Origin of the sequence: Gaiella occulta (assembly GCF_003351045.1) — a bacterium.
GTDB lineage: Bacteria > Actinomycetota > Thermoleophilia > Gaiellales > Gaiellaceae > Gaiella > Gaiella occulta.
Genome location: NZ_QQZY01000008.1, coordinates 37,497 through 50,050 on the forward strand (window position 1 = coordinate 37,497; position 12,554 = coordinate 50,050).

At 68.8% G+C, this 12,554-nt stretch carries 9 protein-coding genes; 2 read left to right on the plus strand and 7 right to left on the minus strand.

From position 1 onward, the window contains the following. Positions 1-2: 2 nt before the first annotated feature. The 7 genes from Gocc_RS13450 to Gocc_RS13480 form a co-directional block, all read right to left on the minus strand. Positions 3-1,031 (minus strand): O-methyltransferase, encoded by a 1,029-nt coding sequence (locus Gocc_RS13450; RefSeq protein WP_340148101.1) that lies wholly within the window; start codon positions 1,029-1,031, stop codon positions 3-5. Next, positions 919-2,289 carry an ATP-binding protein gene (locus Gocc_RS13455; protein WP_147281314.1) on the minus strand — a complete coding sequence of 457 codons (1,371 nt, stop codon included), beginning with the start codon at positions 2,287-2,289 and terminating at the stop codon, positions 919-921. Before Gocc_RS13455 ends, Gocc_RS13450 begins: the two co-directional genes overlap by 113 nt. Beyond that, complete coding sequence (locus Gocc_RS13460; RefSeq protein ID WP_114797095.1) at positions 2,286-3,629, minus strand: DNA cytosine methyltransferase; 1,344 nt, start codon at positions 3,627-3,629, stop codon at positions 2,286-2,288. The genes Gocc_RS13455 and Gocc_RS13460 overlap by 4 nt, the downstream gene beginning before the upstream one ends. 652 nt (positions 3,630-4,281) lie before the next feature. Continuing rightward, a complete protein-coding gene (locus tag Gocc_RS13465; protein ID WP_114797096.1) occupies positions 4,282-5,346 on the minus strand; it encodes a cobalamin-independent methionine synthase II family protein in 1,065 nt (354 codons plus the stop codon). Positions 5,347-5,834: 488 nt separating this feature from the next. Next, positions 5,835-6,422 (minus strand): AMIN-like domain-containing (lipo)protein, encoded by a 588-nt coding sequence (locus Gocc_RS13470; protein ID WP_114797097.1) that lies wholly within the window; start codon positions 6,420-6,422, stop codon positions 5,835-5,837. A 4-nt stretch (positions 6,423-6,426) separates the two neighbouring features. Continuing rightward, entirely contained in the window at positions 6,427-7,608 is a 1,182-nt protein-coding gene (locus tag Gocc_RS13475) for an acyl-CoA dehydrogenase family protein (protein ID WP_181813686.1), read from the minus strand. A gap of 13 nt (positions 7,609-7,621) precedes the next feature. Further along, positions 7,622-9,409, minus strand: a complete 1,788-nt coding sequence (locus Gocc_RS13480; protein ID WP_114797099.1) for an acyl-CoA mutase large subunit family protein — start codon at positions 9,407-9,409, stop codon at positions 7,622-7,624. Between the two features lie 25 nt (positions 9,410-9,434). Here Gocc_RS13480 and Gocc_RS13485 point away from each other — a divergent pair, with 25 nt between their 5' ends. Continuing rightward, complete coding sequence (locus tag Gocc_RS13485; protein WP_114797100.1) at positions 9,435-11,483, plus strand: amylo-alpha-1,6-glucosidase; 2,049 nt, start codon at positions 9,435-9,437, stop codon at positions 11,481-11,483. Continuing rightward, positions 11,480-12,541: a glycosyltransferase family 4 protein gene (locus tag Gocc_RS13490; RefSeq protein WP_181813687.1), complete on the plus strand. Its 1,062-nt coding sequence runs from the start codon at positions 11,480-11,482 to the stop codon at positions 12,539-12,541. Before Gocc_RS13485 ends, Gocc_RS13490 begins: the two co-directional genes overlap by 4 nt. Positions 12,542-12,554 lie beyond the last annotated feature (13 nt).

Consider the following 12,554-nt stretch of genomic DNA (forward strand, 5'->3'; position numbering starts at 1 on the left):
GACTAGAACGGGAGCGGCACGATCGGGTACCAGCGATGGAGGTTGGCATACGCCTTGCAGTCATCGCGCTCGAGGCCCCTCACGCTCGGCACGTGGCCGCCCCGAATCTGCTCGTTCAGCGAAATGACCTCACGCGTCGTGAGCCAAGGCACGGAGACCTCGAGGAAGTCCTCGCCGTCGCGAAACTGCTCCAGGCGCGACAGGGGTACCGAGCCGGCCTGCTCTTCCACTGTCTCGTCGACGATCAAACTGGCCCAGAACATCATGGGCGCGCGATCCACGTACCGCAGGAACATGAACTGCTGGAGACGAGCTGCCGGCGTCCGAGCCGACGCGACCGCGTCGAGCTGCTCTACGAGGATGCGCCTCTGGATTCGAGGGAGTCCGACTATGTCCAGCGCGTCCTCCCGGACATCGCCTGGCACGACATCGCTGCCGACTGCCCTGATCAGCGTATCGAGGCGCTGGTCCTCTCTGTCCGGACGGCAGTTGAACGTCGCAGCCACGACGCTCCCCGGCGGGAGCTCAGCCGTCAGGAGCTTGAGATCCCGCAAGCCTGTCGAATTCAACTTGCTGAGGTAGTCGAGCCAGGCGATCGTCGGCACGTGGAGATCGATTTCCTGCAGCTTCTCGAAGGCATCGCCGAAGAGAAGGTCTATCTCCGCGAAAGGCTTGTTCTCTTCATACCGCGCCTTGCGTGCAGTGTCGATCTCGATGCTCACCATTGAACGTACGCCGACCTCGCGGCGCATGAGCTCGAAGTCGACGAACTGCCAATGGCCGAGACCGACGTAGCGGTACTCCTCCATGGGTCTGATCGCTCGCAGAAGCCGCACCGCGTCGCAGAACATCATGCGCTGGATGCGTTTCGCCGGACGGAACGCGTACGGCGCATCTGGGAGTCGCGCGAGATCGGCCTCAGTCGTCGAACTCAGGATCGACCTCCCGGCGCATCCAGTACCTGAACGTACGCTGTCCGATCTCCGAGGGACGGTCCGTCTGGAGCGCAGCGCTAGCCTTCGCGAAGGTATCCGCCGAGACGGAGTAGGCGATCCTCCGTGAATCCGAGGCCTCCCGTGGCGTAGGGTCGGGCAGCTTATAGACGCGCCTCTCCGGTAGGCCCTCGAGTCCCGCCGGGCGCGAACGCGCGATGGCGCTTACGAGCGGCCTGTCCTCAGGCGGCAGCTGTTGCACCTCGCGTTTCACACGATTCATCACGGTGATCGACTTCCGAAGCGCATCGACCATGTGGCGACGCGCCTGCGCCCAGATCTCGCTGTCCTCATCGACGGTCGTCTTCGCCGTGTTCCAGGGCATCGCCGAGCTGTCGCCTGTCAGGTAGACGAAGCCGCGGAAGCGTCGGTACTGCGGGTGGAACCGTGGCACCTCGTCGCCCCACCCGGTCAGCCGTCCGCGATCCGCAAACAGTAGCGCCCGGCCGTTGCAAAAGACGTACCAGCCGGCAGCGTCGGCCCCGGTGAAGAGCGTCGGATCGTCGGTGTCGAGCTCCTCTTCTTCCTCCTCTCCCGCAGCCAGGCCGGCGGCGAGGCGCATCTCGACATCAACGCCATCCGAGGTCCTCAGTACCTCGCCGTAGGAGATCGGCTCAAGTGCATCTGAGGCCAGAAGCGTCGGCGGCCGCGGGACGAGCTCGCGGTCGTTGACCTCGATCGAGAGGCCCTGCTGCAAGGCGAGGGCGTGGCGCATCGAGATCTCGCTGAGGACGCGGGAGACGAACGCTGCTTTGCTCAAACGGCTGCTCGTAGCTGGCAGCAGGCGGCCGCATCTGACGAGCGTGCCCGGCACCTCCGGCTCTCGATCGGTCGCGTCCCCAAGTGGAAATGTCCAGTCCTCGGAGTCTTCGAGCCAGGTGTCGACATCGACCGCTACCTCCCAGCGATCATCGTCAGTCATGGCTGCCACCTTGAACTCGCGACCGATCTTGAAAATTGCCCGCTTCATGCCTACTCCGAACTGCCCGACTTCGCCAACGGTTGCCGGCTGATCCGGATGGCGTCCGAACTTGAATGCGTACGTCGCTGCGTGCTCCCGATTAAAGCCGCCACAGGAGTCGAGAATCTCGAATGTGTCGCCGCTTAGCCGCAACTTCACCCACAGGCCTGTGTAGCGATCATCGGCCTCGTCCGGCCGGAGACGCTTCGCCCCATCAATGCTGTTGTCGACAAGGTCGATGATCGCAGGCGCGAGTTCGATATCTCGAGTCAGCATCTCGACGAAGAAGCGTTTCTCGGGATGCGCGTCAACTCTCTGTGCAGGTTGCTCGTTCACGCGGCCTTCCCTGTCTTGCGCGCCGCAAGGGCACGGACGTTAACCGGCAGCGACTTCGGATCGAGCCCGTACCGCTCGGCAGCTTCTCCCATTGTCATGCCCAGCAGGGCGGCGGACCCGAGCGAGAGCGGCTCGCCGGTGCGTCGAGGAGGATCGACCCTCGCGGCCTCGACGACGGCACGCGCGACGGCGCGCGCCAACGGCGGCGGCACAGCATTGCCGACTTGGCGAAACCCGTGCCACTTCGTCGCGTGGAAACCGAACCAGTCCGGGAAGCCGTGCAGTCGCGCCGCCTCGCGCACCGCGATCACGCGAGGGCTCGAGTAGTGAATGGGCCGTGCCGATGTAAAGCTGCCGTGGTCGCGTCCAGTGCCAGCGCGCAGCGTCGGTGATAGGCCGCGCGGGTCAAGTTTCGGCAGACGGCCAACCTCGTCCCGCTCGCCCAGGCGAAGCCGCCGGAGACGGGCGACGACCGCGTCCGAGTGCGAAGCCACCCCGACCGAGGTCAGCAGCCGCGCGTCCCAATCGCGCTGATCCGCGAGATCGTCGCGATCGCGCTCGAGTCCGTTGAGTCTCCGTACATAGCCGCTCTGGCGCCGAAGCATCGAAGCGAACTGGTCGTCGCGCAGAATCAGCGCGTCGCGCTCGCGGAGCGTGCGGAAACGAGCGAGAGCCGGAAGGTCGCCAAGCGCCTCGGCAACCGTCGGCGGGTTCGGCTGAGCGGGCGGCTCAATCGGCAGAGGTTCTCCCTCGTAGGCGCCGACGACGAAAACGCGCTTGCGCACCTGCGGTACGCCGTGGTCTCTAGCGTTGAGCGTCCACGGCTCCGCGACCTGGTAACCAGCAGCGCGCAAGGTTTGGTAGAAGGCATCGAGAGTTGGTCGGTAGGCCGGACTGACGAGGCCGGGGACGTTCTCCATGACTAACCAGCGCGGCCGCATCTCGACAACCAGCCGCGCGAACTGCGCCACGAGCGCGTTGCGCGGGTCATCCTGCCTGCGTGGGCCGATGACTGAGAATCCCTGGCAGCTCGGGCCACCGAAGATGCAGTCGATGGGTTCAGCGAAGGGCGCGCGCGGATACCTGCGATTCCATCCACGCCGTGCAGCTTCCACGAGTTCGTTCGCGCCGATCTCCGAAATGTCCCCGCACACGGGCTCGCACAGCGGAAAGTTGCGCTCGTGCGCGGCCAAGTGGACGGGATCGGCATCAACCGACGCCAGCACATCGAACCCGGCCTGCTCGAAACCAAGAGCCATCCCGCCGGCACCGCAGAACAGCTCGACGGCGGTTAGCCGCTGCCGGTCCTTGGGAGTCGATGATGGGTGAATGCGCGGCACTAGTTGAAGGCGGATCGCTTGTTCATCTTAATCGTGCCCTCAGACACCCTGGCCTGGATCACCGGGACACCGGACGGCAAGTCTTCACCGCCCGCTCGTCTTTGTTCCGCTAGCCTCGATCCACTGTTCCTCCGGGTGAGTGGTATCCGGGAGGGCGCGCGAGGGCAGCCTCGGGAACACGAGCATTTCTGGACCTGCGAGCCAGTCTCTTGTAACATGAGTTACAAGTAGGGCGTTTGCGAGGGTCCTACTTCTTCGGCCGTCGAGAGCTTGATTTGGGCCTTGGGCTGATCTTCTCAAGGAGGTCGAGCAGCCGCCGCGGAGGGTTTGAGAACAGTCCGCTTAGGTCCATACCCCCGACACGAGGAAACAAGCCGTTCAGCCAGCGTAAGAGGCCCCGGCAAAGGGGCCTCATCTACGTCCAGGTCAGGATGAGGTCAGGGATCAGGCTCGCCAGCGAAGGAAACGGCCCCCGAAGGGGCCGCCCCGGTGCTGCACGGATGTCCTGCCTGGCCTATGCGGCGATGTCGTCCTCGCTCGAACGCAGGATCGAAGCCGCCAAGCGACGCCGGCGCCGAGCCGACCGCCAAACCCTCGAGCTCGCCGCCTGAACGATGATCGCGTTTCGGGTGCAACGTTCCGAGAGGCCGCACTAGACGCCGAGTTTGCGTGCGGCGAGCTCGGTGCCCTCGACTCGGGATCGAACCTTCGCGAACGCGGTCTCCCGCGCGGTCGACGTGTCGTCGCCGAACGGAGAGAACCCGCAGTCGTCCGTCGTGCCGAGCTGAGCGAGCGGGATGAACTCCGCCGCCTCGAGCACCCGATCGCGAACCTCCTCCGGCGTCTCCACTCTCGGGTCGATCGGGTCCGTCACACCGACGAAGACCCGCTGCCCCGGCCGCAGGTTCGCTTTGATCGTGCCAAGCACCCTGCGCCGATCCTGCTCGCTCGCGAGCTGGACGTAGAAGCTCCCCGCCTGCAGCTCGAACAGGGTCGGCAGCAGGTCGGAGTAGTCGACGTCGGCGCTGTGGGTCGAGTCCTGGTCGCCGCCCGGGCAGGTGTGGACACCGAGCCTGCCGCGGTCCTCGGCGGAGAAACGGCGCAGAACGTCGTTGTTCAGTTCGACGAAGTCGCGCAGCAGCCCGCCCGACGGGTCGAGCTTCAGCGAGAGCCTCGCCTCCGTGAAGTCAACCTGGACGCAGTACGCGCCACGGTCGAGCGAGCGCCTGATATCGGTCTCCGCCTCGCGCAGCAGATCGGAGAGGAACTCCTCGCGTGAGTAGCCGTCGATGCCCTCCTGCGGGTACAGGAGGCTCAACGCCGAGGCCGAGATCACCGCCTGTTTCAGCGGCCGCGTGGCTGTGCGCTGCGCGCCCACGAGGTAGGCGTCGGCGTACGTCTGGTAGCGGAACGGCCCCCGCGTCAGCCGCGGCAGCTGCCGGGTATGGCCATCCTCGAACGGGATCACGACACCGTCGGGCGCGAGCCCCTCGAGGCCGTGGATCGGGTACGTCGCGAAGCTCGGCTTCCGCTGTTCCCCGTCGGTGATAACGGGAGAGCCGGTCGCCTCGAAGCTCACGATCGTCTCTCGTACCGCCTCCGCATAGAGAGCCTCGAGCTCATCGCCGCTGATGCGACCCTCGGCCGCCGCATGCATCCCCTCGATCAGCGAGGGCGGCCTGGGGATGCTCCCAATCGGCTCGGTCCGAATCGGCATGTCGTGAACGCTACCGCGAACACGGGTGCCGGTGGGGTCTTCGGATCAACGGTGTAACTGCGGCGCGAAACGCCCCCGTTCCCTGCTCTATCTGGCCGATTGATCGACGCCCTAGCGTACGCGCCGGAAGAGGGGTGAGAGGCGGCCCCGCGTGCCGGCACTGAGAGCCGGCGAGCGCACAACAGGTAACAGGCCGCAGGATCAACGGACGCGTGGCCACATGGACATTCGGGCGGGGCCCGTGCTGACGAATGACGTCGCGCCCGGGCTGACAAACGTGAGGGTGCTCCCGGACGGACGTGTGACGCAGACGTATCGGCGGTAGTGCAGACCAGGACAGGATCCGTTGCTCGCGGGGGCGAGGCGAAAGCCTCGCCCCCGTCCGTAGAGAGAGCCAAGCGCTCACAACGTGGCGGCCATCGGGATCTCCACCCTCGGCGGCCCGAGCAGACGTCGCCGGTTCGAGACCGCGGGCCGGCGGCGATCGGTCAGCGGGTGCGGAAGTCGACGACCAGGCGCGGGGGGTCGGCCAGCGTCGTGACCCGGAAGTCGACGCGGTCGGCGAGCCCGACGGCCCACGTCAGCACACCCTCGAAGCCGCCGCTGCGCACGAGCTCGACCACCTCGGGCAACCCGGGAGAGAAGCGCTGCGGGCCCGTGTAGGTGGGCGGCGCCGTCTCCTGCCCGAGGTCGGCGTCGAGCGCCGGCTCCATGCGGATCTGCACGACGAACCCGCCGTCGACCGTCACCTCGTCGCCCGACCCGTCGGCGAGGACGGGGCGCTCGACGTAGCCGACCTCGTAGCCGGGGACGACGTTGCGGAACTCGAGCACGACCCGGTCGAACCCCTCGTGCGGCGCTGCCCGCACGTCGGTGAGGAGCGCCGTCTCGTCGCTCGTCGCGGCAGCCGACACCGTCGCGGTCGAGGCGCCCTCGAGCTGGTCTGTCCCTGCGACCGTGGTCTCGCCGCCCGGCGCCGTCGTGCCCGGGCCGACGACGTCGTCGCTACCGCCGCCGCAGCCGGACGCGCCGAGGGCAAGGAGCAGCAGGACGAGAGCGGCGGCGACCCGTCGCATCGGGCTACCCGACGCCCGCGCCGACGAGCGCCCGCTGTTCCCTGAGCATCTCGCGGGCGATGACGAGGCGCTGCACTTCCTGGGTGCCCTCGTAGATCTGCGTGATCTTCGCGTCGCGCATCATGCGCTCGACCGGGTACTCCTTGATGTAGCCGTAGCCGCCGAGGATCTGTACCGCCTCGGTCGTCACCTCCATCGCGACGTCGCCGCAGTAGAGCTTCGCCATCGCGGAAGCCTTCGTCAACTCCGCATCGTCGACGCCGGCGTCGCACATGTGGCCGAACCGGTACAGCAGGCCGCGGGCGGCCTCGGTCTTCGTCTCCATGTCGGCGAGCTTGGCGGCGATCAGCTGGTGCTGCGCGATCGGCCGGCCCATCGTCTCGCGCGAGCGCGCGTACTCGAGCGCGTAGTCGGTCGCCCCCTGCGCGATCCCGAGCGCCTGCGCGGCCACGCCGGGCCGGGAGCGGTCGAGGATCCGCATCGCAAGGCGGAAGCCCGTCCCCTCCTCTCCCAGCCTGTTCGCGGCCGGCACGCGCATCGCGTCGAAGACGAGCTCGCCGGTCGTCGACCCGGCGATCCCCATCTTCGGCTCCAGCCGCGCCACCTCGAAGCCGGGCGTCCCCGGCTCGACGAGGAAGGTCGAGATCCCGGCGTGGCCCGCCTGCGGGTCGGTCTTCGCGAACACCGTGTACAGGCCCGCCACGCCCGCATTCGTGATGAACCGCTTCGAGCCGTCGAGAACGTACTCGTCCCCCTCGCGCCGCGCGGTCGTCCGCATCGCCGCCGAGTCCGACCCCGACCCCGCCTCCGTCAAGGCGTATGCGCAGAGCACCTCTCCCGAGGCCAGCCGCGGCAGCCAGCGCGCCTGCTGCTCCTCCGAGCCGGACAGCTTGAGACCGAGCGAGCCGAGCTCCTGCACCGCCAGGATCAGCCCGCTCGTCGCACAGACCTTCGACACCTCCTCGATCGCGACGAGCGAGAGCAGCGTCCCCGTCCCCGTGCCGCCGAAGCGCTCCTCGTGGAAGAGCCCGAACAGGCCGTGCTCGCGGTAGAGCTCCACCACGTCCCAGGGGAACTCGTGCGTGGCGTCGATCTCCGCCGCGCGCGGCGCGATCCGCTCCCGCGCCAGCGTCCGCACGAGATCCCGGATCTCACGCTGCTCGCCCGTCAGAACGTCGTAGCCCATGCTCATCGCCTCGTCAGAACACCGGTGTCTCGCGCCACGTTCCCCACGTTTCGCGTAGAGCGTCGCACATCTCGCCCATCGTGACGTCGGCCTTCGCCGCCGCGACGATCGGCGGCATCAGGTTGCCCGTGCCGGCCGCGGCCCGCCGCAGCTCGGCGAGCGCGGCCTCCGCCGCGGCGGCGTCGCGGCGGGCACGCAGCGCCCGCACGCGCTCGATCTGCTCGCTCTCGAGCGCCGGGTCGATCTTGAGGATCGGGATCGGCGCCTCGTCGTCGACCGTGTGGGCGTTGACGCCGACCACGAGCCGCTGCCGCGCCTCGACCTCGGACTGGTAGCGAAACGACGCCTCCGCGATCTCGCGCTGCGGGAAGTTCTGCTTGATCGCCTCGACCATGCCGCCGAGCCTCTCGATGCGGTCGAAGTACGCGTACGCCTGCCGCTCCAGCTCGTTCGTCAGCGCCTCCACGTGGTAGCTGCCGCCCAGCGGGTCGATCGCGTCGACGACACCCGTCTCGTGCGCGATCACCTGCTGCGTGCGCAGCGCCAGCCGCACCGCGTCCTCGGTCGGCAGCGCCAGCGCCTCGTCGTAGGAGTTCGTGTGCAGGCTCTGCGTGCCGCCGAGCACCGCCGCCAGCGCCTCGATCGCCGTGCGCGCCACGTTCACGAGCGGCTGCTGCCACGTCAGCGACACGCCCGCCGTCTGCGTGTGGAAGCGCATCAGCAGGCTGCGCTCGTCCTTCGCGCCGTAGCGGTCGCGCAGCACCGTCGCCCAGATGCGCCGCGCCGCCCGGTACTTCGCGATCTCCTCGAAGAAGTCGATGTGCGCATTGAAGAAGAACGACAGGCGCGGCGCGAAGCTGTCGACGTCGAGGCCGCGCTCGAGCGCCCACTCCACGTACGTGAAGCCGTCCTGCAGCGTGAACGCGAGCTCCTGCGCCGCCGTCGACCCGGCCTCGCGGATGTGGTAGCCGGAGATCGAGATCGGATGCCACAGCGGCATCTCCGCCGCGCAGAACTCGACCATGTCGGTGACGAGCCGCATCGACGGCTCCGGCGGGAAGATGTACTCCTTCTGCGCGATGTACTCCTTCAAGATGTCCGTCTGGATCGTCCCGCGCAGCCGCTCGCGCGGCACCCCCTGCTCCTCGCCCACGCACAGGTAGAACGCGAGCAGCATCGCCGCCGGCGCGTTGATCGTCATCGACGTCGACACCTCGCCGAGCGGGATCCCGGCGAACAGCCGCCGCATGTCGTCCAGCGAATCGACTGCCACGCCCTCGCGGCCCACCTCACCGAGCGAGCGCGGATGGTCGGAATCGAGCCCCATCAACGTCGGCATGTCGAACGCCGTCGACAACCCCGTCTGCCCGTGCGCGAGCAGATAGCGAAAGCGCTCGTTCGTCTCCGCCGCCGTCCCGAAGCCCGCGAACTGGCGCATCGTCCACAACCGCCCCCGGTACATCGACGGATACACACCGCGCGTGAACGGAAACCGGCCGGGATAGCCGAGATCACGCTCGTAATCGACCACGACCGTGTCCGGCGTCGACAGCGGCTCGACGGGAACACCCGAGATCGTCGAGCACAGCTCGCCGGAGCGCGCCGGGGTCGCCTCGAAGCGCTCCCGCCATACCTCCACGCCCCGCCGCTGCTCGAGATCTCCGGAATGGACGGTCACGACGCCACGACGATAGCGCGCACGCGCGGAGCAGGCCCGCGACACACGTCCGCCGCACTCCCGGGGTGCTCCCCTACCATGACGCTGCGGCGTGCGCTTCGGCGGCCCGCGCACCGACGTCATCCCGGCGCAAGAGCAGGAGTAGCGGATGCTGACGATCCTCGAGGGCTCGACGTTCTGCGTCAGCGACGAGATCGGCGACGTGGAAGAGGGAGCGGAAGGGCTGTTCGCGGACGACACGCGGATGCTCTCGCGCTGCCGGCTGCTCGTCGACGGCACCTCGCCCCTGCTGCTCACGTCGAAGGCCGTCGAGTACTTCCACGCGGCGCACTACCTCCGCAACGCGCCGACCGCACGGCTGCCCGTGGACTCGCTCTCGATCGCGCGCGAGCGCTACATCGGCCAGGGTCTGGTCGAGCGCATCGCGGTGCGAAACGAGAGCATGGAGCCGCGGCTGTTCGACGTCGAGATCGAGTTCGCGAGCGACTTCGCCGACATCCTCCTCGTCAAGGCGCACGACTTCGGCTTCGGCGACCCGGCCAACGCCGCCCCGCTGCCGACGGAGCGCGGGCCGCGCCGGGCAGGGCCGGCGACGCTGCGCGTGAGCGGAGACGACGACGGGCTCGCGACCACCATCTCCTTCTCGCAGGACGCGACGTTCACGGGCGCCGGGGCGCGCTTCTCGCTCCGGCTCGACCCGCACGAGAAGTGGGAGCTGACGTTCGAGGTCACCTTCGGGGCGGGCGCGCAGCGCGGGGGCTCGGTCGGGCCGGCGTTCCGCTTCGGCACCGAGCTCGAGCACGTGCGCGAGGCGCTCGGCGCGTGGAAGCTGCGCGTGCCGCGGCTGCGCACGAGCGCGACCGACCTGCAGCGCTCCTACGAGCGCTCGATCGCGGATCTCGCGTCGCTGCGGCTGAAAGGGATCGAGGGGATCGGCGAGCTGCCGGCCGCCGGGATGCCCTGGTTCATGACGCTCTTCGGGCGCGACACGCTGGTCACGTCGCTGCAGACGCTGCTGTTCGGGCCCGAGCTCGCGGCCGGCGCGCTGCGCTCGCTCGCGGCGCTGCAGGCCGAGGCCGACGATCCCTCGATCGACGCAGAGCCGGGGAAGATCCTGCACGAGCTCCGCCGCGGCAAGGCGGCGAAGACGTGGTTCCCCATCTACTACGGCACCGCGGACGCGACGCCGCTGTTCCTCATCCTGCTCTCCGAGGTATGGCGCTGGACGGGCGACGACGCGCTCGGGCGGGAGCTGAAGGAGCCGGCGCTGCGCGCGCTCGCGTGGATGAGCGACTACGGCGACCGCGACGGCGACGGGTTCGTGGAGTACGAGCGCCGCACGCCGCGCGGCCTCGAGAACCAGTCGTGGAAGGACTCGGGCGACTCGCAACGGTTCCACGACGGCTCGCCGGCGCGGACGCCGATCGCTCCCGTCGAGGTGCAGGGATACGTCTACGACGCGCGGCGGAGAATGGCGGAGCTCGCACGCGCCGTCTGGAGGGATCCGGCGCTCGCGGAGCGGCTCGACGCCTCGGCCGACGACCTGCGACGACGCTTCGACGAGGCGTTCTGGATCGAGGAGCGGAGCACCTACGCGCTCGCGCTCGACCGCGACAAGCGGCGGGTCGACTCGCTGTGCTCGAACATCGGCCACCTGCTGTGGTCGGGAATCGTGCCCGAGGCGAAGCGCGCGGCCGTCGCCTCGTCGCTCAGCGGCGACGCGCTGTGGTCGGGCTGGGGGATCCGCACGATGGGCGTCGGCGAAGGGGCCTTCAACCCCCTCAGCTACCACAACGGCACCGTGTGGCCCCACGACACCGCGATCGCCGCGTGGGGCCTCGCGCGCGCCGGCTTCTGGGATCTCTCCCACATGCTCTGTCGCAGCCTGATCGAGGCGGCCGGCTCCTTCGACTACTCGCTGCCCGAGGTGTTCGCCGGCTTCTCCCGCTCCGAGACCGCGTTCCCGGTCGCCTACCCGACGGCCGCCCGGCCGCAGGCGTGGGCGGCGGGCGCCCCTGTGCTGTGCCTCAGGCTCCTCCTCGGCCTCCGCGCCGATACGCGCGCCGGTAGACTTGTCAGCGACGCGCCGGCGCCGGCCTGGCTGGGCGAGCTGAAGCTCGACGGGGTGCGCGCGCTCGGGAAGACATGGCATGTGGAGATCGCAAACGGTCACATCGAGGTAGAAGAGACACCATGAACGTCGCGCTGTTCAGCCCGGTCTGGTTCCCCGTGCCTCCCGACCGCTACGGCGGCATCGAGGCGGTGGTACATCTGCTGGCAGACGGGCTCGTGGACGCCGGCGTCGACGTGACGCTCTTCGCGTCCGGCGACTCGAGCACCACCGCCGAGCTCGTCTCCGTCTTCGACCGCGCTCCGAGCGAGCGCATCGGCCAGAGCTTCTGGGAGCTCCAGCACGCGCTCGCCTGTCTGGAGCTGATCGACGAGTTCGACATCGTCCACGATCACTCCGGCCTCGTCGGCCTCACCCTGTTCGGGCTCACGCGGCGGCCGCTGCTGCACACGGTGCACGGACCGCTCACCGGCGAGCCGGGAGAGGTGTACGAGCGCGTGTGCCGGGTCGTGCCCGACGCGGGCCTCGTCTCGCTCACCCTCAACCAGCGCAGGCCCCGGCCGCACCTGCCCTGGGTGGCGAACGTGCACAACGCGATCGACACGTCCCGCTATCCGTGCGATCGCCGCCCCGGCGAGTCGCTGCTCTTCCTCGGGCGCATGAGCCCCGACAAGGGTGCACACCGCGCGATCGAGATCGCCCGCCGCACGGGAAGGCCGTTGAAGATCGCGGCCAAGTGCCGCGAGACGGAGGAGATCGCCTACTTCGAGCAGCACGTCGAGCCGCACCTCGGCGACGGGATCGAGTACATGGGCGAGGTCGGGCACGCCGAGAAGTGCGCGCTCCTGCAGGAGGCCCACGCGCTCCTCATGCCGATCGACTGGGAGGAGCCGTTCGGCCTCGTCATGATCGAGGCGCTCGCATGCGGAACGCCGGTCGTCGCCATGCGCCGCGGCTCGGTGCCGGAGCTCCTCCGCCACGGCCGCACGGCCTACATCGCCGACGATCTCGACGACATGGTCGCGGGCGTCGATCGCGTCGGCGAGCTCGACCCGTCCGTGCTGCGCGCCGAGGCGGAGCGGAGGTTCTCGGTCGCGAAGATGGTGAGCGGATACGTCGCCGCCTACGAGACGATGATCTCTCCCGAGCGGAGCGACGAGCGCGGCGCTCTCTTCGCCGCCTGACGCGGCGTCCGGC

Bases quoted from the DNA above. Each gene is read 5' to 3' on its own strand.
- Gocc_RS13480 (WP_114797099.1), bottom strand. From the start codon at position 9,409: ATGACGTCGGTGCGCGGGCCGCCGAAGCGCACGCCGCAGCGTCATGGT.
- Gocc_RS13470 (WP_114797097.1), bottom strand. From the start codon at position 6,422: ATGCGACGGGTCGCCGCCGCTCTCGTCCTGCTGCTCCTTGCCCTCGGC.
- Gocc_RS13475 (WP_181813686.1), bottom strand. From the start codon at position 7,608: ATGGGCTACGACGTTCTGACGGGCGAGCAGCGTGAGATCCGGGATCTC.
- Gocc_RS13485 (WP_114797100.1), top strand. From the start codon at position 9,435: ATGCTGACGATCCTCGAGGGCTCGACGTTCTGCGTCAGCGACGAGATC.
- Gocc_RS13490 (WP_181813687.1), top strand. From the start codon at position 11,480: ATGAACGTCGCGCTGTTCAGCCCGGTCTGGTTCCCCGTGCCTCCCGAC.
- Gocc_RS13465 (WP_114797096.1), bottom strand. From the start codon at position 5,346: ATGCCGATTCGGACCGAGCCGATTGGGAGCATCCCCAGGCCGCCCTCG.